The 23,260-nt window shown below is 45.6% G+C and carries 25 protein-coding genes, 1 pseudogene and 1 riboswitch; of the genes and pseudogenes, 4 read left to right on the top strand and 22 right to left on the bottom strand.

What is annotated here, in order from left to right; genetic code table 11:
- Positions 1-5 precede the first annotated feature (5 nt).
- From NQS30_RS06540 to NQS30_RS06500, 9 genes are all read right to left on the bottom strand, one after another.
- The gene (locus NQS30_RS06540; RefSeq protein WP_015239752.1) at positions 6-872 is read right to left on the bottom strand and encodes an NAD(P)-dependent oxidoreductase; all 867 of its coding nucleotides are present in this window, start codon (positions 870-872) and stop codon (positions 6-8) included.
- 81 nt (positions 873-953) lie between these two features.
- Positions 954-2,921 carry a methyl-accepting chemotaxis protein gene (locus NQS30_RS06535; protein WP_015239751.1) on the bottom strand — a complete coding sequence of 656 codons (1,968 nt, stop codon included), beginning with the start codon at positions 2,919-2,921 and terminating at the stop codon, positions 954-956.
- Positions 2,922-3,047: 126 nt separating this feature from the next.
- Positions 3,048-4,076, bottom strand: coding sequence for a spore photoproduct lyase (gene splB / locus NQS30_RS06530; protein ID WP_015239750.1), 1,029 nt, complete (start codon positions 4,074-4,076; stop codon positions 3,048-3,050).
- 84 nt (positions 4,077-4,160) lie between these two features.
- On the bottom strand, positions 4,161-4,400 hold the full coding sequence (splA, locus tag NQS30_RS06525) for a splAB operon transcriptional regulator SplA (protein ID WP_003154646.1): 240 nt from the start codon (positions 4,398-4,400) through the stop codon (positions 4,161-4,163).
- 88 nt (positions 4,401-4,488) lie between these two features.
- The gene (gene ptsP, locus NQS30_RS06520; protein WP_015417356.1) at positions 4,489-6,204 is read right to left on the bottom strand and encodes a phosphoenolpyruvate--protein phosphotransferase; all 1,716 of its coding nucleotides are present in this window, start codon (positions 6,202-6,204) and stop codon (positions 4,489-4,491) included.
- Positions 6,204-6,470 (bottom strand): phosphocarrier protein HPr, encoded by a 267-nt coding sequence (locus NQS30_RS06515; protein ID WP_003154654.1) that lies wholly within the window; start codon positions 6,468-6,470, stop codon positions 6,204-6,206. The genes ptsP and NQS30_RS06515 overlap by 1 nt, the downstream gene beginning before the upstream one ends.
- A 96-nt stretch (positions 6,471-6,566) precedes the next feature.
- Complete coding sequence (ptsG, locus tag NQS30_RS06510) at positions 6,567-8,663, bottom strand: glucose-specific PTS transporter subunit IIBC (protein ID WP_007409599.1); 2,097 nt, start codon at positions 8,661-8,663, stop codon at positions 6,567-6,569.
- A gap of 230 nt (positions 8,664-8,893) precedes the next feature.
- Positions 8,894-9,760 carry a glucose PTS transporter transcription antiterminator GlcT gene (glcT, locus tag NQS30_RS06505; protein WP_012117426.1) on the bottom strand — a complete coding sequence of 289 codons (867 nt, stop codon included), beginning with the start codon at positions 9,758-9,760 and terminating at the stop codon, positions 8,894-8,896.
- A 50-nt stretch (positions 9,761-9,810) separates the two neighbouring features.
- A complete protein-coding gene (locus NQS30_RS06500; protein ID WP_015239748.1) occupies positions 9,811-10,776 on the bottom strand; it encodes a LacI family DNA-binding transcriptional regulator in 966 nt (321 codons plus the stop codon).
- 97 nt (positions 10,777-10,873) lie between these two features.
- Here NQS30_RS06500 and NQS30_RS06495 point away from each other — a divergent pair, with 97 nt between their 5' ends.
- Complete coding sequence (locus NQS30_RS06495) at positions 10,874-10,999, top strand: hypothetical protein (RefSeq protein WP_014721086.1); 126 nt, start codon at positions 10,874-10,876, stop codon at positions 10,997-10,999.
- A 57-nt stretch (positions 11,000-11,056) separates the two neighbouring features.
- On the opposite strand, the gene NQS30_RS06490 is transcribed toward NQS30_RS06495, so the two are convergent.
- The 6 genes from NQS30_RS06490 to NQS30_RS06465 form a co-directional block, all read right to left on the bottom strand.
- Positions 11,057-12,151, bottom strand: coding sequence for a M24 family metallopeptidase (locus NQS30_RS06490; protein ID WP_015239747.1), 1,095 nt, complete (start codon positions 12,149-12,151; stop codon positions 11,057-11,059).
- 113 nt (positions 12,152-12,264) lie between these two features.
- Positions 12,265-14,178: a heavy metal translocating P-type ATPase gene (locus tag NQS30_RS06485; RefSeq protein ID WP_007409595.1), complete on the bottom strand. Its 1,914-nt coding sequence runs from the start codon at positions 14,176-14,178 to the stop codon at positions 12,265-12,267.
- Positions 14,179-14,420: 242 nt separating this feature from the next.
- The gene (gene stoA, locus NQS30_RS06480) at positions 14,421-14,915 is read right to left on the bottom strand and encodes an endospore biogenesis thiol-disulfide oxidoreductase StoA (protein ID WP_007409594.1); all 495 of its coding nucleotides are present in this window, start codon (positions 14,913-14,915) and stop codon (positions 14,421-14,423) included.
- Positions 14,916-14,977: 62 nt separating this feature from the next.
- Positions 14,978-16,318 (bottom strand): polysaccharide biosynthesis protein, encoded by a 1,341-nt coding sequence (locus tag NQS30_RS06475; protein WP_007409593.1) that lies wholly within the window; start codon positions 16,316-16,318, stop codon positions 14,978-14,980.
- Positions 16,319-16,433: 115 nt separating this feature from the next.
- Entirely contained in the window at positions 16,434-17,057 is a 624-nt protein-coding gene (locus NQS30_RS06470; protein ID WP_059367103.1) for a cell wall hydrolase, read from the bottom strand.
- Positions 17,058-17,331: 274 nt separating this feature from the next.
- Positions 17,332-17,526 (bottom strand): hypothetical protein, encoded by a 195-nt coding sequence (locus NQS30_RS06465; protein ID WP_059367104.1) that lies wholly within the window; start codon positions 17,524-17,526, stop codon positions 17,332-17,334.
- Positions 17,527-17,689: 163 nt separating this feature from the next.
- On the opposite strand from NQS30_RS06465, the gene NQS30_RS06460 reads away from it, so the two are divergent.
- A complete protein-coding gene (locus NQS30_RS06460; protein WP_003154669.1) occupies positions 17,690-17,875 on the top strand; it encodes a YkvS family protein in 186 nt (61 codons plus the stop codon).
- Between the two features lie 72 nt (positions 17,876-17,947).
- On the opposite strand, the gene NQS30_RS06455 is transcribed toward NQS30_RS06460, so the two are convergent.
- The 3 genes and pseudogenes from NQS30_RS06455 to NQS30_RS06445 all read right to left on the bottom strand — a co-directional run bounded on the left by NQS30_RS06455 (position 17,948) and on the right by NQS30_RS06445 (position 19,655).
- Positions 17,948-18,223, bottom strand: coding sequence for a DUF3219 family protein (locus NQS30_RS06455; protein ID WP_025284650.1), 276 nt, complete (start codon positions 18,221-18,223; stop codon positions 17,948-17,950).
- A 336-nt stretch (positions 18,224-18,559) separates the two neighbouring features.
- Positions 18,560-18,772, bottom strand: a pseudogene (locus NQS30_RS06450) (7-cyano-7-deazaguanine reductase); the annotation flags it as partial.
- Positions 18,773-18,908: 136 nt separating this feature from the next.
- Positions 18,909-19,655 (bottom strand): SDR family NAD(P)-dependent oxidoreductase, encoded by a 747-nt coding sequence (locus tag NQS30_RS06445; RefSeq protein ID WP_015239743.1) that lies wholly within the window; start codon positions 19,653-19,655, stop codon positions 18,909-18,911.
- A 168-nt stretch (positions 19,656-19,823) separates the two neighbouring features.
- Here NQS30_RS06445 and NQS30_RS06440 point away from each other — a divergent pair, with 168 nt between their 5' ends.
- Together NQS30_RS06440 and NQS30_RS06435 are read left to right on the top strand one after the other, a co-directional pair.
- Positions 19,824-20,165: a winged helix-turn-helix transcriptional regulator gene (locus NQS30_RS06440; protein WP_012117419.1), complete on the top strand. Its 342-nt coding sequence runs from the start codon at positions 19,824-19,826 to the stop codon at positions 20,163-20,165.
- On the top strand, positions 20,149-20,403 hold the full coding sequence (locus NQS30_RS06435; RefSeq protein WP_041482013.1) for a hypothetical protein: 255 nt from the start codon (positions 20,149-20,151) through the stop codon (positions 20,401-20,403). The genes NQS30_RS06440 and NQS30_RS06435 overlap by 17 nt, the downstream gene beginning before the upstream one ends.
- Positions 20,404-20,672: 269 nt before the next feature.
- On the opposite strand, the gene queF is transcribed toward NQS30_RS06435, so the two are convergent.
- The 4 genes from queF to queC are packed head-to-tail and all read right to left on the bottom strand — an operon-like array spanning position 20,673 to position 23,012.
- A complete protein-coding gene (gene queF / locus NQS30_RS06430; RefSeq protein WP_003154673.1) occupies positions 20,673-21,167 on the bottom strand; it encodes a preQ(1) synthase in 495 nt (164 codons plus the stop codon).
- Between the two features lie 17 nt (positions 21,168-21,184).
- A complete protein-coding gene (gene queE / locus NQS30_RS06425; protein WP_015239741.1) occupies positions 21,185-21,916 on the bottom strand; it encodes a 7-carboxy-7-deazaguanine synthase QueE in 732 nt (243 codons plus the stop codon).
- Positions 21,909-22,352, bottom strand: coding sequence for a 6-carboxytetrahydropterin synthase QueD (queD, locus tag NQS30_RS06420; protein ID WP_007408455.1), 444 nt, complete (start codon positions 22,350-22,352; stop codon positions 21,909-21,911). The genes queE and queD overlap by 8 nt, the downstream gene beginning before the upstream one ends.
- On the bottom strand, positions 22,353-23,012 hold the full coding sequence (gene queC / locus NQS30_RS06415) for a 7-cyano-7-deazaguanine synthase QueC (RefSeq protein ID WP_003154679.1): 660 nt from the start codon (positions 23,010-23,012) through the stop codon (positions 22,353-22,355). It lies immediately after the preceding gene.
- A gap of 97 nt (positions 23,013-23,109) precedes the next feature.
- A riboswitch (PreQ1 riboswitch) is annotated at positions 23,110-23,154 on the bottom strand.
- Positions 23,155-23,260 lie beyond the last annotated feature (106 nt).

The raw sequence follows: 23,260 nt of genomic DNA, 5'->3' as shown, positions 1-23,260 counted from the left end.
CTTTTTTATTTCACCCAAAGCTTATAAATACTTTGAGTTCCGCTGTTTTCTTCTCCTTGCGCGGAAAGCTTGTCGTATAATGATTTGGCGAGCGCCAATCCGGGCATCTCTTCTCCCATGAGCTCCGCTTCTTCAAGGGCGATGCCCATGTCTTTAATAAAGTGTTTCACGTAGAATCCCGGCGCAAAATCGCCTTTCAGCATACGGGGGGCGAGATTTGACAATGACCAGCTGCCAGCCGCTCCGGTTGTAATGCTTTTCAGCACTTGTTCCGGGTTCAGACCGGATTTTTCAGCGTAAGCCATCGCTTCAGCCACTCCGACCATTCCCGCTGCAATCGCGATCTGATTGCACATTTTCGTATGCTGGCCGCTGCCAGCCGGCCCTTGATACTGAATGTTTTCCCCCATAACGGAGAAAAGCGGCAGGCATGCTTCAAACGCTTCTTTTTCTCCTCCGGCCATAATGGCAAGCGTTCCGTTCCTCGCGCCGATGTCTCCGCCGGAAACAGGTGCATCCAAGGCGTGAATGGACTTTTCTTTGGCCTGCTCCGCAATCTTTTTCGCCAGAGACGGTTTTGATGTCGTCATGTCAATGACAAACGCCCCTTCTTTTGCGTGCCGGAGAATGCCGTTTTCGCCGAGATAGATTTCCTCGACATCACTCGGATAGCCGACCATGGTAATAATAATGTCAGCTTTCTCTGAAAGGTCTTTAACCGTCTCCTGCCAGACCGCTCCCTTATTCAGAATCTCTTCCGCTTTTTGTTTCGTACGCGTGTAGACTAAAACAGGATAGCCCGCTTCTAAAATGTGCGACGCCATACTGTTTCCCATGACGCCCAAACCGATAAATCCGACCGTTTTGTTCACTGCGCTTTCCTCCCATGATGCGATTCATAATATCATTCTTTCATGTCTATATTACAATATTATAGGCTGATAGAGACCGCGTTACAAGGTGAATTTAGAAATCGCGCTGATCAGATCTTCGCTTGCGCTCTTTAACATATCAGTCGATTGCTTTACTTTTTCAAGCGTAACGAGCTGTTCATCAGTAGAAGCATTCACTTCTTCCGCGGCTGCCGCTGATTCTTGAGAAATGGCGGAGATGCTTTGAATCGCTTCTTGAATCGCGGCTTGTTCTTCACTCATTTTTTGAATGTCATTGTAAATATGATCTATACCTTGAACGAGAGACTGCATTTCCGTCGTAATCAGATTGAGGACCTCACCCGTTTCATGAATGGCGCTGTTTTGTTCATCATTCATTCTGCTTGCCTCGATCATCGCGTGTGACGCTTCTTTTGTCTCAGATTGAATCAGCCGGACCGTCTCACTGATATGGCCGGAAGAAAGAGCTGATTGTTCAGCAAGCTTGCGGACTTCTTCCGCGACGACGGCAAAGCCCCGGCCGCTTTCTCCCGCTCTCGCGGCTTCAATGCTCGCATTCAGCGCCAAGAGGTTCGTCTGGTCTGAAATGGCGGATATTGCCGTCACGACTTCTTCTATGTTTTTCGTTTGTTCTTCCAGGTCATTCAGCATTGCCTCTACTTTTTTCGTTTCTGAATTGGCTTCGTTTGACTTCATCAGCAGCTGCCCGAGCGCGTCCAATCCTTTGTAGCTGGCATCCTCTGAAGATTTTGAGAGTTGTTTTATGCTGCCCGCGCGATCTGCGATTCCTTTTATTTTGACTGAGAGATTTTCTGATTTTTCATTGATCGTCTCAACCTCTGACGCTTGCTCTGTCGCTCCGGCGGCGACTTCCTCTATCGCTTTTGCGATTTGTCCGCTCGTTTCATTTGTTTCTTGTGAAATGACGGTTAGCTGGTCAGATGTATCAGACACATTTTCTGAGGAGGCCTTAACCTGTTCGACCATCTCTTTCATATTTTCAACCATTTGGTTAAAGTCTTTTGTTAACTCGCCTACTTCATCTTTTGATTTCGTCTGGGCGCGGACGGTTAAATCTCCCGCTGAGACCGAGTTTGTTTTGGCGATCAGCTGCTGAATCGGCCCGGTTATCGTTTTTGCTAGGAAATAGCTGAGTCCGATCGTAATCACAAGGGCGATCAGTGACATAAAAATGCTCACCGTGTTCATTTTATCGGCTACTCCCATCAGCTGATCTTTTTCAAACTGCGTTCCGACTTTCCACCCTGTTTCTTTTACCGTTTGGTAGACGACCATGTTCCCCTGCAGCTCTTTGACACCTTCTTTATCCGTGGTGATGTCTTTTAACGTCTGATCTTCCGAAATATTTTTTCCCTGTTTTTCCGGATGCGCCAGAAGAGAGCCGTTTTCATCCGCCAAAAACGCAAATCCTTTATACGGTACCTTTTGCTCGTTGACCATGCTCTGAATGGAGGACAGCTTCAGATCTAAGCTCGCCACTCCGACGACGGTTCCGCTGTTTTGAATGGCTTTTGACGCCGTCACGATCATGTCTCCCGTCACTGCATCTTTATAAGGGTCAGTCCAGACAACCTTATCGGGTTTTTCAGCCGCCATCTTATACCACGTTCTATTTGTCGGATCATAGTCTTTGGCAAAGTCGGCCTTTGGATATGTAAACATTTGTTTGTTTGCGGTTCCGACGTACGCAAGCGCGACATATTTGTCATTCTGTCCGATCTGTTTTAACTCATCGTTAAAAAGCCGCGCGGTTTCTTTCTTCCCATCTGATAGAAAAGACCGGGACAATTCACCGCCTGCTAATCTCATTAATACGGTCTCATCATTTTTCAGCTGAAGCTCAATGTTCTGACCGAGTGAATTGGTGACATTCTCTGTCGTACGTTTTGCTTCCTCCGTCATCATCGGCTTTAATGTCAAATATGAAGAAACCGTTAAAAAAACAACCGTTACGATAAGCATTGCCGATACAAACACAGCAATTTTGATGTGCATTTTTTTAAACATAACCATCCCCTCCTGAGAGTTATATCGGTCTTTCGGCCAAGAAAATGAATAAATCTTGAAATAAATATCAAAAATTTCCGCCATTTGACGCAGCAAAAAAAGAGCCGTCGTACCGACAGCTCCGCCTTACGTAAAATATTCGATTTTCGCTTTCGGAAAATAGGTTTCGATATAAGATTCGAGTGTTTCCCTTAAGTCATGCTCTTCGTCTTTTTGGTATATATACTTGCCGATTCCGTAGCGTCCCCATTTGTATCTGCGCTTTTCTTCATCAAGCTCAAGCTTTGTTTTCGGATAGTTCTTCTCAATCACCCGTTTGGCCGGTTTTGTAAAACGGTGCTGGATCAGTTCAAATGTGATGTCATGCCGAACGTCTTCATCAAGCGCCGCATTAAGTTTCTCAAACAGTTCCTTATAGCCTTCCTCCCAGCCATCGTGAATATAAATCGGCGCCACGATGAAACCGAGCGGATAGCCCGCTTTAGCGACTTTGACGGCGGCTTCTATCCGTTTGTCGAGCGGAGAAGTTCCCGGTTCAAAGTTTTTAATGACATAATCCGCATTGATGCTGAATCTGAACCTAGTCTTTCCGTTATGTTTTGCATCAAGCAAGTGATCGACGTGGTGAAATTTAGTCACGAATCTGAGCTGTCCCAATTCGCTTTGTCCGAAATGTTCAATGGCTCTTTTTAATGTATGTGTCAGATGATCGATTCCTACGATATCAGACGTACAAGAGGCTTCAAATCTTGTAAATTCCGGCGCCCGTTCTTTCATATACTCATCAGCCTGATCCAGAATCTCTTCCACATTGACATATGTCCGGATGTAGGGCTTTGACCCCATCGTCGTCTGCAGGTAGCAATAGTGGCAATGCCCCATACAGCCCGTCGCAAATGGAATGGCATATTCGGCGGACGGCTTTGAAGAATCGAATTTCAGTGTTTTCCGGACGCCGATTACCAATGTTGATTTCGCGTTCCGGTATTGCTGCAAGTGATTTTTTCCCGGAATATTCCGGACTTGATTATGCGATGTCGTTTCTCTGATCTCAAGCCCCATGTTTTCAAACTTATTCTTCAGCTCTTGTCCTAACGGGTATTCGAGCGCTCTCGGTTCAATATAAACAAGCTGGGGCACAAACGGCTTCAGCATAGACAGACACTCCCTTTACATATTCTCATGTTGTTACTTTCCGTTTAAAAGAGAGTGAATATGCGTTGTAAACATTTCCTCTGATCAATGATACCGGTCTTCTTCAAAAAGCTCGCTGTAAAGCGCTTCCGCTTCCTCATATGTCGAAAAGACCGCGTCATCTTCGGCCAGCGGATGATAGGTTTCGTATAAAAACAGAGACAATTCTCCTTCATGATACGGGTGATGGACGATCTCCGCCTCTTTAATATGGGCGACATTGGCGGCATGCGGATTGCGGTAAATCACATAGACCGTATCCCCCGCTGCAAATGATTTTGTCATGATAATCCCTCCTGTTGAAAGTTATTGTTCCCCCCTTTTTTCCGAATATGAAAAAAAACCAGACGGCTTACACCGTCTGGCTTTTGTATTACTTATTGAATGTTTCTTTAACGAATGCGACAACCTCTTCTGTCGTGCTCATAGACAAGATTGTTTCTTTGAATGATTCAGCTTCTTTTTTAGAAAGCTTGCTGATCTGCGTTCTTGCCGGAAGGATGGATGTAGCGCTCATCGAGAACTCATCTAAGCCTAAGCCGAGAAGAATCGGAATCGCAATTTCGTCTCCCGCCATTTCTCCGCACATGCCGACCCATTTGCCCTCTTTGTGAGCGGCTTCAATAACAAGGGTGATCAGACGGAGAATCGCCGGATTGTATGGCTGATACAGATAAGCTACGCGCTCGTTCATGCGGTCAGCAGCCATCGTGTATTGGATCAAGTCATTTGTTCCGATACTGAAGAAGTCAACTTCTGCGGCAAACTGATCTGCGATAACGGCTGTAGACGGAATCTCTACCATCATACCGACTTCAATATCGTCAGAAACCGCTACGCCGGCTTCGACGAGTTTTTCTTTTTCTTCGAGAAGAATCGCTTTCGCCTGTTTAAACTCGTTTACTGTCGCAATCATCGGGAACATGATTTTTAAGTTTCCGTATGTACTTGCACGAAGCAGCGCACGAAGCTGAGTTCTGAAGATTTCTTGCTCTTCAAGGCAAAGGCGGATGGCTCTGTAGCCTAAGAACGGGTTCATTTCTTTAGGTAGCTGCAGGTAAGGAAGCTCTTTGTCGCCGCCGATATCCAATGTCCGCACGACAACTGATTTTCCTTCCATACGCTCAAGAACCGTTTTATAAGCGTCAAACTGCTCGTCTTCCGTCGGAAGCTGGTCGCGTCCCATGTAAAGGAATTCCGTACGGTAAAGCCCTACAGCTTCTCCTCCGTTTTCAAGAACGCCTTTTACATCGTCAGGTGTGCCGATATTTGCGGCAAGCTCTACATGATGGCCGTCTTTAGAAACAGTCGGTTCATTGACGAGCTTCGCCCACTCAGCTTTTTGCGCCAGGTAAGCACTGTGCTTTTCTTCATATTTCTTTAACGTTTCACTGGAAGGATCGATGATCACATCACCATCGATGCCGTCTACGATTACCGTAACACCGTTTTCAATTGTCCCTGTAGCCGCTTTTGTGCCGACAACAGCCGGAATTTCAAGCGAACGGGCCATGATCGCGGAGTGTGAAGTGCGTCCGCCGATATCAGTTGTAAAACCTTTTACAAACTGGCGGTTTAATTGCGCCGTATCAGACGGTGTCAAATCTTCAGCCACGATAACAACCTCTTCTGAGATCATGCTCGGGTTCGGAATTTCCACGCCCAGCAGGTGCCCCGTCACACGTTTTGTTACGTCACGGATATCCGCCGCACGCTCTTTCATGTATTCGTTATCCATTGATTCAAACATAGTAACGAACATAGAAGCTGTTTCTTTCAAAGCGAATTCAGCATTGACTGAATCTGTGCTGATTTTCTCCTTTACCGGGTTCAACAGCTCAGGATCACTCAGAACTAAAAGGTGCGCGGAGAAAATGTCAGCTTTGTCTTGTCCCAGTTCTTTTAAAGCATGCTCTTTAATTTTTTCAAGCTCTTCTTTAGAACGTACAATCGCTTCATCAAAACGGCTTACTTCAGCCGCAGCATCAGCAATGTTTTTCTTTTCAACCGTTAAGTCCGGCTCTTCAAGCCGGTATGCTTTCGCAATCGCAATTCCGGCTGAAGCGCCTATTCCTTTTAATTCTTGCATTACTCGCCGAGTCCTTCGCTTTTCATTGTTTCTTCTAAAGCGTTAAGAGCATCGTTTTCGTCAGCGCCTGAAGCGGAAATTGTGATTTCAGCGCCTTTAGCAATACCTAGAGACATAACGCCCATGATTGACTTAAGGTTTACTGTTTTGCCGTTATATTCTAAGTTTACGTCAGCATCGTATTTGCTTGCAGTCTGTACAAGAACTGTCGCAGGACGAGCGTGGATTCCGGAATCTGCTGTTACTTTAAATGTTTTTTGTGCCATGATTATCATTCTCCTTTAAATTAAAGCTATTTTACTACACAATATTATATCATACAGCCGTACTTGTCATCTGACAAGCACGGCGTATTTATATGCTTATTTTCCGATTTTCACAATATCTTTTTGTTCCCGTTTTACGGTACCTTCGGCCGAAAGGGAAATCGCTTCACCCTCGGCAAGATTTGTAAAGACAATCGGTGTCATTAATGAAGGAACATGAGGTTTAACCGCTTCAAGATCAACTTCAAGCAGCTTTTGCCCCGGTTCAACCCGGTCACCCTCAGAAACAAAAGAAGTGAATCCTTCGCCTTTCAGGCTGACTGTGTCGATTCCGAAATGAATCAGGATCTCTCTTCCGCCGTCAGACTGAAGGCCGATCGCATGTTTTGTCGGGAAAACATTCAGCACTTTTCCGCGGACAGGCGATACGACGATTCCTTCTTCAGGAAGAATCGCAAAACCGTCGCCCATCATTTTTCCTGAGAACACCTGGTCAGGCACATCGGTAATCGGATGGATTTCGCCGGTGATCGGAGAAGCGAACACTTCTTCACCCTGCTCGTTTCGGAGCGGATCTGCGATAACCTCTTCAACCTGCTGGCTGACTTCTTCTTGCGCGGATACTTTCGGTTCAGGGCGCGGCGTGCGTCCGGCGATAATATCCTGCATCTGTGTTTTTAAACCGTCAGAACGCGGGCCGAAAATGGCCTGAATATTGTTTCCGACTTCAAGAACGCCTGAGGCGCCAAGCTGTTTGAGACGGGCCTTATCCACTTTCTTCTGGTCGTTGACCGTAACGCGAAGTCTCGTGATACAAGCGTCAAGGTGCTTAATGTTTTCCTGATCACCCATTGCCTGCAGGATTTCATAAGGAAGGTCGCCGGCTTCGCCTGAGGCGCCCGCACCTTCATCCGCAGCCTCTTCTTCACGGCCCGGCGTTTTCAGATTGAACTTTCTGATCGCAAACCGGAAACCGAAGTAGTAAATGACGGCTAATCCTAAGCCGACCGGAATGACAAGCCACCAAGCCGTCCGGTTAGGCAGAATTCCGAACAGGAAGTAGTCAATCAGACCGCCTGAGAAGGTCATACCGATTTTTACATGCAGCAGCTGCATAACCATAAAGGAAAGCCCCGCGAATACGCAGTGAATCGCAAACAGGATAGGAGCCACAAACAAGAATGAGAATTCAAGCGGCTCGGTAATTCCCGTTAAGAAACTTGTCAGAGCGGCAGAACCCATGATTCCGGCTACAAGTTTTTTCTTTTCAGGCTTCGCTTCATGATAGATTGCAAGCGCTGCCGCCGGAAGACCGAACATCATAAACGGATATTTCCCCGTCATAAATGTTCCCGCCGTCAGCTGTACGCCGTCTTTGATCTGAGCCATGAAAATCCGCTGATCTCCGCGGATGATGTCTCCGGCCGCATCTTTATAGCTGAAAAATTCATACCAGAACGGCGAGTAGAAAATGTGATGAAGACCGAACGGAATCAATGACCGCTCAATCATCCCGAAAATAAAGGCCGCCAAGGTTGGATTCGCTTCCACAAGACCCGTGGAGAAGGAATTCAGACCGTGCTGGATCGGAGGCCAGATCACTAACATAATAAGACCGAGAATTAATGCGGAAATCGATGTGATAATCGGGACGAACCGCTTACCCGCAAAGAATCCGAGGTACTGCGGAAGTTCAATTTTATAAAACTTGTTGAACAATAACGCGGCCAGAACCCCGACGATAATACCGCCGAACACGCCCGTCGCCAAAGTGGGTATCCCCAGCATGTTAATATAGGCCGGATGGTTTTCCGCAAAAAACTTTGCCCGTTCAATTTTGTCAGACGGAATACTGCCGTTTGCCATAAGCACGGCGCTCATGGATACGTTCATGACCAAGTATCCGATAATAGCCGCGATTCCGGCAACACCGTCTCCGTTGGCAAGACCGATCGCAACCCCTACTGCAAAAAGAAGCGGCAGGTTGTCAAATACGATTTGGCCGGCGCTTTCCATGACATTCGCCACAAGCTGAACGTTATCATTGCTTAAGAAGTGCATGACTTGAATCATATCTTTGTTCTGCATGGCATTCCCTAACGCAAGCAAGATCCCCGCAGCCGGTAAAATCGCAACCGGAAGCATAAGAGCACGGCCGATTTTCTGGAGAACGCCGAATAATGCTTTAAACATAAAAGATGTACCTCCTCTGTTAGCTAGTGTGACCTTACAGCGAAAATTCATGACAACGAATTCACTGGCGCAAGTCTTCAGTTTAACCGTTTACATTTGCCCTTTTACACAACAAAAAAGGCATGAGTAAAAAGGGTGTGCAAAATAACGGGACCGTTCTTCCCGTTTTTTACCCTCAATCACTCATGCCTGATCGAATCAGTGACACGTTTTTAAGGTTTCAACTGAAATTATGAAATTTTATTGGTTAATCGGTACAAATGAAGCGTGAGATAAACCGCTTCCGCCTCATGAACTGGTTTTTTCAGTATTTGCTGCAAGATTTTTATCAGTTTCCAAGCAGTATTGTAGCATAGCGGGTATTCATTTTTCAATAATAACATTAACTTTTCTGGTTCTTTTGTCTGCTCTTCCCGATTAATCCTGTCTATGGTAAATCTGATATGCCGGATCAGCCGCAAATAGTGGACGCTTTCTTTATTCACTTTCATCTGGAAAGATTCCTCAATCACCTGAACGAGCCGGGACATCAGCTGTGAATGCTGATTGACCTCTGAAAGGGGCCGATTCGTCAGGGCGGAGTGGATATGCAGAGCGATAAAGCCGATCTCCCCTTCCGGAAGGCAGATTCCCGTCTTTTCATTAATCATGCCGACGACTTCACGGGCAATTTGGAATTCTTCCGGATAAAGCGTTTCGGTTTCCATGAGAAACGGGTTTTTAATGTCAAAACCCTGCTGCAGCCGCTTTACCGCAAAGGCGATATGGTCAGTCAGCGCAATATGGATATGCTCATTTAACGGTTGGCTTGTCCGCTTCTTGATATGATAAATGACGTCATTGGAGATGTCGACAAGTGTCTCGTCCACATAACCGAGGAGCTTTTTAAATTGTTTTTGTTCTTTTTCATCCTTTAAGATGAACATCTTGTCATACCCTTTATCTTCAATGACATCCGCTTGTTTTTTTCCAAAGCCGATCCCTTTTCCGATTAAGACGACCTCACTGTATCTATCATGTGTTGCGATGAGCACATTGTTATTTAATACCTTTTCAACTGTAAAGGACCCCTTCATGATCCTCAGCTCCTTTGTCATTCAATACCTCATATCGTACAAAACGAACGGAAAGCGCGTCAATTCTTTTTTTAGACGGTTGATCGTTCAATAAGGCGGTAATCAAGAACTTTCCTTGCCGGAGGCCCGCCGCTGATCCTGTTCTCAAGCATGTGAAAAGCCTGCTTTCCCATTTCTTTTGTTTGTATATCTATTGTGGAAATACCTAACATCTTGCTGATATCATGATTGTCGATGCTCAAAATCGCAAGCTCTTCCGGGATGCGCGTCCCATTTGCCTTGGCTTCAAGGTAAAGACCTGCGGATACTTGATCATTCGCCGCAAACAGCGCAGTCGGTTTGTCATCCCAGCTCTTCCATCTATGAAAAAGGGCTTTCCCGTCAAGCAGCGTCAGCGCCTTTTCCACAACCAGCTCTTCCCTGTAAGGCTGCCCGATCTTCTTGAGCGCCTCTTTGTATGCGGCAATGCGTACTTGACTGTTTTTTCCCTTTTTTCTGGCCAGGCTGATCGCTATTTTCCGGTGTCCCTTTTCTATCAGATAATCCAGACCGTGCCGAAATGCTTCCCGATGCGGATTACTGATGGAGGAAAGCCCCGCCGCATCAGTGTACTGGCAGAGGATGAGCGGTTCTTTCACGGTAAGCAGATGTTCATCAGGAATTGCTTTGGAGCAGATAATCAGGCCGTCCACTTGGCGCTCCTGTAACTGTGATAAGGCAAAACGTTCTTTTTGCTGCTGATAATCTGTCTGGTATAAAGAAAGATGCACGCCTGACGCTTCGGCAGCCTCGGCAATACCTGCAACAAGGTCTGCAAAATACGGCAGATTCACCGACGGAAGCACAACGCCGATCATATCGGTAAAACCTTTGGATAAATGTACAGCATGAATGTTGCGCGTATATCCGAGCGATTGCATCGCTTTTTTCACTCTTTCTCTTTTGTCCTTACTTACATAAGGATGATCGTTTAATACTCTTGATACCGTTGTAACGGAAACCCCGGCAGCGCCGGCAATGTCTCTGATCGTAGCCATGGCGTCCCCCTTTCTTTTTTCCCTTGATCTGGAATGCGTTTCATACAGTAAGCTAGAAACAGAAACAGCCTATTCGTTTGAAAGGAGAAGAACAGCGATGGGGATTCTTTGCTTAATCGGTTTGTGTCTGGCCATAGTCGGCGGCAGTTACCTTGCCATGCGGCCCCTGAATGAAAAGCATGACATCAAACCATTTCAGCATTTTGATGATTTTTTCATTTAAAAGGTGATAAAAAAGGACGCTGCGTTCCAGAACCGTCCTTTTTTATCACAAAGCTTTCTATTTCAGAATCGTTAATTCTTTCGGATACTGCGTTAATGCTTCGGCGCCGTCTTTTGTGACGAACACATCGTCTTCAATGCGCACGCCGCCGACATCCGGCACGTAAATCCCCGGTTCTATCGTGTATACCATGCCTTCTTTGAGGAGTGTGTCGTTCGCGCTGCTCATTGATGGATATTCGTGAACCGAAATCCCGAGTCCGTGGCCGAGGCGGTGCGGGAAATAGTCTCCGTATCCGGCTTTTTCAATAATGCCGCGGGCTTTTAAATCGAGATCGCCGATTCTGACGCCGGGTTTGCTTAATTGAAGCGCCGCCTGTTCAGCTTTAAGCACCGTTTCGTAAATCTCTTCCTGTTTCTGGCTGATTGATTGGTATGCGAATGTTCTCGTAATGTCTGAACAGTAGCCGTCAAGAATAACGCCCAGATCAAACAGAACGAAATCGCCTTTTTTCAACCGGTCTGCACCCGGATTCCCATGGGGCTGGCCTGATTTTTCCCCGAACAGCACCATCGTTGAAAATGACATGCCCTGCACGCCTTTTTTCTTCAGCTCAAACTCAATCTGCGCGAGTACTTCGGTTTCACTCACACCCTCTTTGAGCGCCGCGACACCGACTTCAACTCCGTAATCCGCGAGCTTTGCCGCTTCCCTGAGAATGCTGATTTCCTTCTCATCTTTCACGAGACGGAATTGGTTGAGCGTTTCTTCTGCCGAAACAAATGCCGCGCCCCCTGAAGCTTGTTTGAGCTGTTCTGAGCGGGAAAGAGAGATCGAATCCTTTTCAACCGCGATGGAATCAAGCCGCACATTTCGTTTTGTGAGCTCGGCTTTGATCAGCTCCCACGGATCTTCGTGATCGCCGTAGCCGATAATACCATGCTCCCACCCGGCGCTGCGGGCTTGTCCGGCTTCCATTCCCGGACAAACGAAAAACGGCTCCTGTTCCTGAAACAGGAACAATCCCATTAACCGCTCATGCGGATCCGTGTAAAAATCAGTTAAATAAAATACGTTTTCCTTTGTATGTATAAATGCCGCATCATGTCCTTCTTTTTTCAGCCAAGATGAAACACGTTCTAATCTGTTCATTTTTTGCTTTTCCTCCTTACCAAAGTGACTCTTTATTCATTCTATCAGTTTTCCGGCGTTTATGCTGTGAACGAACATTAAAAAAACAGCCGCCCGATGTGCGGCTGTCATGTTTATTTTAATAATCTCAGTCCGTTCAGAATGACCAGGATCGTGCTCCCCTCATGCCCGATCACGCCAAACGGCAGTTCCATCACCTGCAGAAAGTTAGCGCAGATCAAAAGGCAGATGACCGAGAGCGAGAAAACAATATTCTGCTTAATAATCCGGTTCATTTTCCTTGAGAGTCTGCACATTTTCACAAGCTTGTGAAGATCATTTTTCATAAGGACTAAGTCAGCCGTTTCAAGGGCCACGTCCGTTCCCCCGCCCATCGCAATACCGACGTCAGCGGTTTTCAGAGCGGGCGCGTCATTAATGCCGTCCCCCACCATGGCGATTGTGCCGTACGTTTCTTTCAGCTTCTTCACTTCTTTTGCCTTTTGGTCCGGCAGACAATCGGCAACAACCGTCGTCATGCCCGCCTCTTTTGCAATGGCAGCCGCAGTTTCAGACTGATCGCCGGTGAGCATGGCTGTTTTAATGCCCAGTGATTCAAGCTCAGCCATCACGGCTTTGGCTTCAGGTCGGATTTGATCCTTTAAGGCAAAGCAGCCCGCAATCCGGTCATCTTTTTTAACAAAGACCAGTGTAAAACCTTTATCCTTTAATTCTTTTCCCGATGTTTGCAAAAAAGCATCTGCCGCATCTTCACCTGCAAACCCCGCTTTTCCGACCATCCATTTGACGCCTTCTATTTCAGCCTGAACACCGAATCCGGACGTCTCGTCAATCGATAGATGTCCTGCGGGCGCGGCGCCCCGGCTTTCGGCAAATTCAGCTATCGCTTTTGCAAGCGGGTGGCTTGATTGCTTTTCCATCGCATACACCGCCTGCATGATCTCATCTTCACTCACATGTTCCGCAGCTTGAAATGCCGCGACTGCCGGCTGTCCCTTTGTGACCGTGCCGGTTTTGTCAAATGCGATCATCCGTACGCTTCCCAGCTGCTCTAAAAACACACTTCCTTTAACCAATAATCCGTTGCGGGCACCATTTGAGATAAGGGAAAGCGCAGCGGGCATAATAGAAGCGACAAGCGCGCACGGGGAGGCGACCACCATAAACACCATCGCCCTGTAAAAGGTTTCACTCCAGCTCCAGCCTAAAGCGAAATGAGGAATGAATAAAAGCAAAGCCACGGCTAACAGCACGCCTTTGACATAGACACTTTCGAACCGCTCAATAAATGCCTGAGCCGGTGACACGCTGTTTTGGGCTGATTCCACCAGCCGGATGATTTTTCTGAATAAAGACTGTTCATTTGTTTTCGTCACACGAACCGTTAAGGAGCCGTTTCCGTTTACCGTTCCTGTAAACACAGAATCACCGGCTGTTTTTTCCGCCGGCATCGCTTCACCCGTAAGCGCCGATTCATCGAGGCTCGTCACGCCAGACTCAATGATCCCGTCTGCTGCTACGCGTTCGCCCGGCTTAATGACGATCATGTCACCGATCTTAAGTTCAGCAGCCGGCACCCGCTTTTCCCGTCCGTCCGCAAGCAGGGTCGCTTCCTCCGGTTCCAGTTTCATTAAAGATGTTAAATCACGGCTGCTTTTATTCATCGTATATGTTTCGAGCGCGCCGCTTAACGAAAAAATAAAGATAAGAACAGCGCCTTCAGCCCAATAACCGATCAGGGCGGAGCCGACAGCCGCAAAAATCATCAGCAGTTCCACATTTAACGCCTTCGTCTCAATGGTATCCTCAATTCCCTCTTTCGCTTTTGCAAATCCCCCGATCAGGAAGGCAAGGATATACAAAGTGACGGACAGGCCTTTTGTTTCGGTAAAAAACCAGGCCGCAAGAATAAGGACGCCGGATACGAGCGCCGCAATGAGTTCTGCATGCTGGAGCCACTTTTTTCCGGCCCGCTCTTCTTGTATGTGCTGTTGTGAATGGGTTTGTGTCATCACTTGTTCATTCATTATGAATTCTCCTCTCTAATTGAGAACGCAAATCATCTTCAATTCCCCGATAAAAGCAAAACAGCCGCCTGACAGGCAGCATTTTCACAGTGTTATCGCAGTGTTTTCTTTATTATAGCATGCCGGCGGAAGATTTCAATTATAATTGTTTTAATTTCTTTTTGATAATAATTATCATTAGTGTTTCTTCAGCTGTTCATTATATGCAAAAAAGGTGCTGGAGGAATTCCTCCAGCACCTTTTTATTTCTCTGACCATTCTTTTAATTGTGAGGCGGTCATCGGACCGACGATCTTTTTTTCGATTTCTCCTTTTTCATTCAGCAGAAATGACGTGGGAATCGTCATGACATCGTATTCCTTCATAAGCTCGCCTTTCGTGTCAAGAACAATCGGGAAAGTGAGATGATGCTGACTGACAAAGTTTTGAACGGTATTTTTGTTTCGCTCGGCATTCATCAAATTTACCGTTACAAGGCTTACATCATCGGACTGATGCTGTTCATAATACGTTTGGAACTGAGGCAGTTCTTTTTTGCACGGCGGACACCACGATGTCCAAAAATGCAAAATCGTTTTCTGCCCTTTATTCGGAATCGATATCTCGTCTCCTTCAATCGTCTTCATCAGAAACACGGCGGGAACTGCCTGTTTTTCTGATGAGGCTTTTGCTTCAGGCATCCAGACGGCGGCAGCTATCAAAAGGACTGCACATACAATTAGGCGGTTTTTATGCATATGATCTTCCTTTCACGCGTTTCGGATAGCTTGCCCTTCCTTATTGAAATGTATCAGCCTTTTCAGCTTTCGATCCGGGGCGCTGTTCTTCCGCCGCCCGTCAAAAACACGGAGACACCGAGGTCTTTGCAGATCGTCGCGTAATGTAAACTTGTCAGAAGAATCATGCCGGTATTCATGCCGAGTATAATGCCGAGCATTTGCAATTCCGGCATAGAACCGAGCACATACATCATCGAAAGCCCCACAATGCTGCTCCATACGTTATGATAAAACGCCGTTTTCACGTGGCCGATACCGATCAGACAGGCCTGAAGCGGCATCACAAACAGATGAAAAAGAAAAAACGGCCACAAAAGCTGCAAATAATACTGCGCTTCCGGAGACTGAAAAAACAAATGGGTCAGCGGGCCCGCGAACTGAAACATGACCCAGACTGCCGGAATGCCGTAGCCGAATGTAATAAAAATCGCTTGTCTCAGCCGTTTCAGCACAATATCATATTGGGACAGCGCATACGCTTCTGAAATGCTGGGAATCATGACGACCATCAGCGAATGGGCGATAAATGCGGGAAACGAACCGATTGTCATCGCTACACCGGCAAGCATGCCGTATTGATCAATCGCGGCTGTCCCGGCTGCCCCGGACGCCAGCAGCGCTCCTTTCACTAAAAAGGGTTCAATGGCGTTTGTCACCGCATGAAATATACGAAGTCCCGTTGTCGGGATGGATACGGCCAGGAGGCGTTTCCGCACGTCTTTCCCGCGAAGATGAATGTGCTGATGGCCGGAAAGCGCCCTCCGCGCCAAAATAAACTGCGTATACAAGTAAACGAACACCACGACATCGCTTGCGACCAGCACAAATAATGAAATGAGCACGGCCATATCAATTTCAAAAGAATACCATTGAAAAAAGATAAACAGACAAAGCACTTGAATGATTTTTTTCATGACATTCGCAACCGCGATTTTTCCCATTTGCTGCACACCCATAAAATAACCTCTGGCGATGGATGTAAAAGCGACGACTGGAATCAGCCCGATGACAATCCCTTTAATAAACGGGTGATACGTATCGAATACAGGAATGAACGGCAGCGCGATGCTTGCGGCCGCGGTTGAAAACGCGGTAAAAACGGCGGTCATTCTGAAGGCATGCCGGAGCATGCTTTCATGCAGCTTCTGATTGGATTCCGCGATGAATTTTGAAATGGAGATCGGAAGCTCCAGACTGGCGATGACGATGATTAAAAAAATGGTGGGCAGAATACTCATGTAAAGTCCCATCCCATGCTCGCCAAGCTCCCGCGCCAGTATCATATTCACGACAAATTCCAGACATTCCGCGAAAAAGGCGGCGATGGATAAAAGAATGATCCCTTTCACAAATCGATTCATGGTGTCTCTCCTTGTCTCTCGTTCTTCCATCATCATATGAGACAAGTTCTGAAAATATTTTCGATTTCTCAAAATTGAAAAAAGCATAGCCGGGATATTTTTGATCCCGCTATGCTTACATCGCAAATACGTGTCTGCCGATCCGTTCGATAATTTTTCGGGAACGGATCCAGTGGTCAGATGCCGTTTTCGGATTGTAGAAAAACAACGCGTCCGTTTCTCTGCCCGGATGGTCAAGCGCCTCATTTGCGGCGGCGATGGAATCCTTATCCGGCTTTTGATTAATGCTTCCGTTTGCTACCGGTTCAAATGCATTCCTTTGATAGATCACGCCCCGAATGGTATCCGGGAAGCCGTTTTTTTCAGTGCGGTTCAGCACTACGCTGGCTACCGCAACCTTCCCTTTATAAGATTCACCTTTCGCTTCTGCGTGAACGAGACGCGACAGAAGTTGTCTGTCAGCGCGGGAATACGTTTTTTTCGGCGGCTGATAAGCCGTCTCTTCCGGTTTTGCTTTCTTCTCTTGGTGAGATGACAGCTTTATCGGTTGGATAGAATGCTTATAATCCGTTTTTGAAAGCTTCGGAACCGAGCTTTTTTTATTTAAATCAGCAACCAGTGTGCTGGGTTCTTGCTTTGGCTTCTTCGCAAAAGTAAACAGAGCTTCTGTATGTTCAATTTTTGATGCAGGCATAAAACATAGAAAAAAGACAGCCAAGGCAGCAAATTTTGTCGTCATACGATTTCCTCCTTAAATACTTCACTACCTTAACAAGAGCTGTGCGCAAATTCACGGTTAAAGATTTTCCAGTGCTCCCAATCAGCTTTTATGATGGAAGAAGTTCGTTAACAGCCTTGTTATTGGCAGGAAAACAGCCGTCATTTTCACAACATTAACCAAATAGCAGTAAAAGTATCCATCGGAGGGATTTTACATTTTGTTTACATCTGTTACAGCCAGATGAAATGAGAAACTAAGAAACAAAAAAAGACTCCTCAAGTGCGAGGAGCCGTCAGCTTCTTGGCTGTTCTAAATACTGGAAAACAACATCTCCGCCCTGCTGTGCAATACCGCGGAAATGCTTAAAATCTTCCTGCTTCGATAAAACTGCTCGAAATGCAAGAAAATGTTCTTTCTGCACCCTGAATTCTTTGACTTCCCCGGTGCGCATTTGGTTGATACATTCTGAAATTTCCTCAGGCAGCAACGAACACAGCCTCCTTTTCTCGGCTTTTTCCCGAAAATCAATATACCATCTTTCCCCCGCCGGGACAATGATTGAGCGGGCTGATACCCATATCGCTTTACTTCTTAAAGAAAATACTGCAAAATATTTTCAAACAGGATTTATGATAAAGGAGAGGAAGCTCGTGAAAATTGCTAAGGTTGGAAACGTCATTGAATTTAAAAACGGATTAACCGGTATTGTTGAAAAAGTAAATGAAAACTCCGTCATCGTTGATGTAACCATCATGGATAATTATCGTGACCTTGAATTAGATTCCCTCACTGTCGTCAACCATAAGAATTATAAAATCATCAGAGACTCCTATTAAACCCCCCGAACAATCCGAACCATTTACATATCCCGCACAAAAGCTGCCGGCCGGCAGCTTTTTCAAATGAATTCAGATTTCGGTCATTTCTACAAAAAAATCACCGGTCTCACCTTTATTGTAAAGATTTGTGACGGATGTATGGTAGTTGGTTATTTTACCGCGGAATTCAAGCCCACGCTCGGGCGCCTTGATGTCAAATGTTTTTTCATACAAAAGGACGGCAATATCATGATACGTTTCAGATGTCACCTTCAATACGAATGAAATCATGCGGCCGTTATTGCCTGCACTTTCTTTACAATCATACATTTTCAGCCTTACACCGTTTAACTCTAACGGCTCCATAACGAACACTCCTTCTTTTTACAGGACATGCTATCATGCTGACCATTCCTTTACAATTGATCCGCTCCGAATGAGAAAAAACTGCGCAGGCCTTTACAAACGTATGTTCCCTATTTTATAATGAAACAGACGAGCTGCCATCCAGCACCCGTCACGTATTGAAGCGGCGAGTACACTCCCCCCGGGTTTACTCGTCTTTTTCTTTTCTCTTTTCCTTATAGAAGTTCTGTGCAAATATCATGCACCTTTTTGGCGGCGCGGCCCAGACGAAAAAAACCCCCGCTTAAAAGGCGGGGGTATTTAGGTTATATTCCGAGACCGTACCCCGTCTGAAAATTAACGGTTGACAATCGTCTCCGGATACATATCATGATTCATCATCCGATGTTCGGCCATTTTTTCATATTTTGTTCCCGGTCTGCCGTAGTTTGTATACGGGTCAATGGAGATTCCGCCTCTAGGCGTGAATTTACCCCATACTTCAATGTAGCGGGGGTCCATTAATTCGATCAAATCATTCATGATGATGTTCATGCAGTCCTCGTGGAAGAAAAGGCAGGTCAAAGTCTTGTCCCATAAGTACTTGCTCTAGACATTAATCATGAAGTCACACCAATTTCACACCTTACCAAACGATTGATTTTAACCTTTTTTGGGGACTATTTGTAATCTCTGCGCAGTGAAATTATACCTGTGCTAGCCCGCCATCTACGAACAATTCAACACCCGTCAAGTAACTGCTTTCGTCTGAAGCAAGGAAAGATACAGCGTTTGCTACTTCTTCAGGGGTCCCAACTTTTCCAGCTGGAACAGTATTTCTGGTATTTTCCATTGCTCCTTCAAGTGCATCACCAAAAAGCTCATCGTATGCAGGTGTAAGAATAACTCCTGGACTCACCACATTTACACGGATTTCAGTACCTTTCAGGTCAAGAATCCAGTTGCGAACTAGTGCTCTTAATGCTGCTTTAGATGCTCCATATACACTAAACGCTGGGTTGCCAATTGATCCAGCAGTAGAGCCCGTTACAATAATAGAACCTACTTTGTCCGGGAATAGTGATAACGCTTTTTGAACAGTAAAGATGGTTCCTTTAACGTTAATGTCGAACGTTCTATCAACCTGCTCTTCAGTAATTTCACCTAATGGAAGGAAGTTGCCGGTGCCTGCATTAGCAAAAAGAATGTCCAACTTACCTTTTTCCTGCTTTATCATGTCATATAGTTTATCTAAGTCTTCAAGCTTAGAAATATCACCTTGAACACCGGTTACGTTCTTGCCAATTTGGTTAACAGCTTTATCAAGTTCGTTTTGTCTACGTCCCGTGATATAAACATATGCACCTTCGTTTACAAATTTTTGTGCTGTAGCAAGACCAATCCCACTTGTTCCACCCGTTACAAGCGCTATTTTACCTTCAAATTTACCCATACTTAACACTCCTTTAGAATTGATTTTATTTTATGTCTAGTACCTTTAAGTACTTGAAGAACAACTTACAAGATATAGTATCCTTTAGTAAGCACATTATCGGAAGTACCCACTTTTTTGTGATATAGTAACTAAAAAGTAATAAATGTGGAATGGAGAGCTTTAGACATGAAAAAATTCAGCTGTGGGTTTGAAGTGACAAAGGAAGTGATTGGCGGAAAATGGAAAGGCCTTGTATTATACTTTTTAATGAATGGACCAAAGAGAACGAGTGAATTAAAGCGCATGATCCCAAATATAACTCAGAAAATGCTGATTCAAACACTTAGAGAGCTTGAAGCCAGTGGACTTGTGAGCAGAAAGATGTATAATCAAGTACCGCCGAAGGTTGAATATTCATCCACTGAACTTGGAGAATCTCTTAAACCTATCTTGCAGGAGCTCTGTCAATGGGGAAGCCATTATGCGGAGCAAGAGTATGCAGAAGGTGAATATGAAATTGTACGTTAGGATAGATGTAGCTGCTGAAGTAAATGCTAAACAACTTCAATACCATCACCTAACAGATGAAGAACAGTCAGAAATAAATGAGATATTCAATTTTGAAAGTGAAGTTCTAATAAGAAGTGTCATGGACTATATTCAGGAAAACTTTGATGAAATTCAAAAAAGAGCTGTTTCAAATGTTAAAGAGAAGGTTCAGAAACTTAGCCAAAAAATAAATGAAGATATTGATAATAATATTTAATGCCTATGGTCTCTAGATAGGCATTTTTTCTTTCGGATAAAAAAGAAAAGACGTACAAATTGTACGCCTTAATCTGCTTCTGTACTATCAATTTTTCACTGCATAAAAGTCACAGTTCAGGTTGCACCTCAGGTCACACTTTTATTGAGCTTAGTGCTGGTCACACTTCGCTGTGACTCGGTCACAATTCCGCTGAAAATCAGCACTGAATGTTCGGATTTTACTGTGACTCCACTTCGTTTCACACTCCGTATCACACAACGGAATAATTACCGATTATCAATCGTCTCCGGGTACATATCATGATTCATCATCCGATGTTCGGCCATTTTTTCATATTTTGTTCCCGGTCTGCCGTAGTTTGTATACGGGTCAATCGAGATTCCGCCTCTAGGCGTGAATTTGCCCCATACTTCAATGTAGCGGGGGTCCATTAATTCGATCAAATCATTCATGATGATGTTCATGCAGTCCTCGTGGAAATCTCCGTGGTTGCGGAAGCTGAAAAGATACAGCTTCAGCGATTTGCTTTCCACCATTTTTTCGTCCGGAATATAGCTGATGTAGATGGTTGCAAAATCCGGCTGTCCCGTTTTCGGGCAAAGCGACGTAAATTCCGGGCAGTTGAATTTAACGAAATAATCACGGTTCACGTGTTTATTCGGAAATGATTCCAAAACCTCCGGCGCATATTCAAATAAATAGTTTGTCCCTTGATTCCCCAGGAGCGTAACTCCTTCTAATTCTGATTCTTTTCTTGTCATATAAATCTCCCTTTCTATTAAACTCCCCGTTTATTGCCCCAAAGCAATGTATGCAGCTGAGGCAGGACTCTGACGAGATTCAGATCCGAATCGGCTGAAACCTTATCAACGAGTGTTTCGTATTTTCCGAGCAGATGTGCGATCAATGCCCGGTCGTCCGTCGTATGGACGTTATCGTTTCCGACCTGAAGATAAAACGGAATATTCGGATACCGCTTGTGCACGGTTTTCGCAAATTGCAGATCTTCATCATTAAAAATGACGACCTTTAAGCTGACCGCGTTAAGCCTTTCTGCCGCATCAAGCGAAGACACAATGTGATCGAGCTTTGCAAAATCGGTTGTCATCCCCGAACTTGGCGGCTTCGGTGAAATCGTCAGGTCGTTAATCATTGTGAACCAATCCTGATAGACCGTTCCCTGCGTTTCTAAAGCGGCGCGCACCCCGTTCTCTTTCAGCAGCAGAATCAGCGCGTCAAGCTGCTTTAACAGTGCCGGGTTTCCTCCTGAGATGGTGACATGGGAAAAAGCGTCTCCGCCGATTTCTCTCAGCTCGCGGTAAATGTCTTCCGCCGTCATCCAGCGGATATCTTTTTTGGCTGAGCCGTCCCATGTAAAAGCGGAGTCGCACCAGCTGCAGGAGTAGTCGCAGCCCGCCGTGCGGACGAACATGGTTTTCTGGCCGATAACCATGCCCTCCCCTTGTATCGTCGGTCCGAAAATTTCTAATACCGGAATTCCTTTAGCCATTCCTATCACCTTTTTTCGGGCGGTATACGCAATAGCTTGTCGGGGTTTCCCTGACAAAAATCTGCACGCAGACCGGCTGATTCTCCAGTGTTTCGAGGTAGGACTGCACCTTATCGTAAATCGTTTTGGCCACGACCTCGGTCGTCGGCAGTGAATATCTGTCATCATCAGCAGAAAATTCGTCATGGTCATTCAGCAATGTATGGTCATAAGCGCCGTGCACCAATTTCTTCAGCACGCTGAAATTCACGAGAAAGCCTGAATCGTCCAGTTCATCCCCCGCAACTGTAATATTTACTGTATACGTGTGCCCGTGGACTCTGCTGCACGCTCCGGCGCTTTCGCGGGGAATAAAGTGCGCGGCTGAGATGTGCATGTCCTTATTCAACTCAAACGAATAAGGATGCTGAACCTGCGGGTAAATTTGAGAAAGCAATTAGTTTCGCTCTCCTTTCATTTTCATATATTCATCATATCCTTTATTGCGGAGCAGGCATGCCGGGCATTCGCCGCATCCGTCCGCAATGATGCCGTTATAGCAAGTCAGTGTGTTATTCTTTACAAAATCAAGCGCGCCGAGCTCATCAGCAAGTTTCCACGTTTCTGCTTTGTTCAGCCACATAAGCGGCGTATGAATGACGAACGGCTTTTCCATCGCCAGGTTGACGGTGACATTGCAGGATTTGACGAACTCGTCACGGCAGTCCGGGTAGCCGCTGAAATCAGTCTCGCAAACACCGGTGATAATGTGGCGCGCGCCGATTTGATATGCAAGAATCGATGCAAAGGATAAAAATACAAGGTTGCGTCCCGGCACAAAGGTTGTCGGCAGTTCCCCGTCCTTCGCTTCAATTTCGATATCATCTCTTGTCAGCGCATTCGGAGCGAGCTGATTTAAAAGAGACATATCAAGCAAGTGATTTTTGACACCGAGCTTTTCGGCAATCGATTTTGCCACATCGATTTCTTCTTGGTGACGCTGATTATAATGGAATGTAACGGTTTCCACTTCTTCAAAGTTTTGCAAAGCCCATAATAAACAAGTCGTGCTGTCTTGGCCTCCGCTGAACACCACAACTGCTTTTTCTTTTTTCATGTCTTTCTCTCCCTTATCTATCATTCCATAAAAAAAGCGCCTTTTTCGGAGAAGGCGCCCTAAAAAAACATAAAAAAACCGTATCCAAGGATACAGCTCGTCCTTAGTTTTTTATAGAGGGTGTAGCTAGAACCTCTCCCGCATCAATACGGATTTTCTTCTTTTTTCACTTTTGCTATCATACCATAATGTTGTTTCCCGTGACAATAAAAAAACAGCCTGAACCCTGTGTCAGGCTGCAAAAGCGG

The sequence above is a fragment of the Bacillus sp. B1(2022) genome, assembly GCF_040259625.1.
Lineage (GTDB): Bacteria > Bacillota > Bacilli > Bacillales > Bacillaceae > Bacillus > Bacillus velezensis.
The sequence above is the reverse complement of the archived record's forward strand: the minus strand, read 5'-3'. Positions and strand labels throughout refer to the sequence as shown.

What these genes read in the sequence shown, in the direction of transcription:
- NQS30_RS06535 (WP_015239751.1), bottom strand. Translation starts at nt 2,921, where the DNA reads ATGTTTAAAAAAATGCACATCAAAATTGCTGTGTTTGTATCGGCAATG.
- splB (WP_015239750.1), bottom strand. Translation starts at nt 4,076, where the DNA reads ATGCTGAAGCCGTTTGTGCCCCAGCTTGTTTATATTGAACCGAGAGCG.
- splA (WP_003154646.1), bottom strand. Translation starts at nt 4,400, where the DNA reads ATGACAAAATCATTTGCAGCGGGGGATACGGTCTATGTGATTTACCGC.
- ptsP (WP_015417356.1), bottom strand. Translation starts at nt 6,204, where the DNA reads ATGCAAGAATTAAAAGGAATAGGCGCTTCAGCCGGAATTGCGATTGCG.
- NQS30_RS06515 (WP_003154654.1), bottom strand. Translation starts at nt 6,470, where the DNA reads ATGGCACAAAAAACATTTAAAGTAACAGCAGATTCCGGAATCCACGCT.
- ptsG (WP_007409599.1), bottom strand. Translation starts at nt 8,663, where the DNA reads ATGTTTAAAGCATTATTCGGCGTTCTCCAGAAAATCGGCCGTGCTCTT.
- glcT (WP_012117426.1), bottom strand. Translation starts at nt 9,760, where the DNA reads ATGACAAAGGAGCTGAGGATCATGAAGGGGTCCTTTACAGTTGAAAAG.
- NQS30_RS06500 (WP_015239748.1), bottom strand. Translation starts at nt 10,776, where the DNA reads ATGGCTACGATCAGAGACATTGCCGGCGCTGCCGGGGTTTCCGTTACA.
- NQS30_RS06495 (WP_014721086.1), top strand. Translation starts at nt 10,874, where the DNA reads ATGGGGATTCTTTGCTTAATCGGTTTGTGTCTGGCCATAGTCGGCGGC.
- NQS30_RS06490 (WP_015239747.1), bottom strand. Translation starts at nt 12,151, where the DNA reads ATGAACAGATTAGAACGTGTTTCATCTTGGCTGAAAAAAGAAGGACAT.
- NQS30_RS06485 (WP_007409595.1), bottom strand. Translation starts at nt 14,178, where the DNA reads ATGAATGAACAAGTGATGACACAAACCCATTCACAACAGCACATACAA.
- stoA (WP_007409594.1), bottom strand. Translation starts at nt 14,915, where the DNA reads ATGCATAAAAACCGCCTAATTGTATGTGCAGTCCTTTTGATAGCTGCC.
- NQS30_RS06475 (WP_007409593.1), bottom strand. Translation starts at nt 16,318, where the DNA reads ATGAATCGATTTGTGAAAGGGATCATTCTTTTATCCATCGCCGCCTTT.
- NQS30_RS06470 (WP_059367103.1), bottom strand. Translation starts at nt 17,057, where the DNA reads ATGACGACAAAATTTGCTGCCTTGGCTGTCTTTTTTCTATGTTTTATG.
- NQS30_RS06455 (WP_025284650.1), bottom strand. Translation starts at nt 18,223, where the DNA reads ATGGAGCCGTTAGAGTTAAACGGTGTAAGGCTGAAAATGTATGATTGT.
- NQS30_RS06445 (WP_015239743.1), bottom strand. Translation starts at nt 19,655, where the DNA reads ATGGGTAAATTTGAAGGTAAAATAGCGCTTGTAACGGGTGGAACAAGT.
- NQS30_RS06440 (WP_012117419.1), top strand. Translation starts at nt 19,824, where the DNA reads ATGAAAAAATTCAGCTGTGGGTTTGAAGTGACAAAGGAAGTGATTGGC.
- NQS30_RS06435 (WP_041482013.1), top strand. Translation starts at nt 20,149, where the DNA reads ATGAAATTGTACGTTAGGATAGATGTAGCTGCTGAAGTAAATGCTAAA.
- queF (WP_003154673.1), bottom strand. Translation starts at nt 21,167, where the DNA reads ATGACAAGAAAAGAATCAGAATTAGAAGGAGTTACGCTCCTGGGGAAT.
- queE (WP_015239741.1), bottom strand. Translation starts at nt 21,916, where the DNA reads ATGGCTAAAGGAATTCCGGTATTAGAAATTTTCGGACCGACGATACAA.
- queC (WP_003154679.1), bottom strand. Translation starts at nt 23,012, where the DNA reads ATGAAAAAAGAAAAAGCAGTTGTGGTGTTCAGCGGAGGCCAAGACAGC.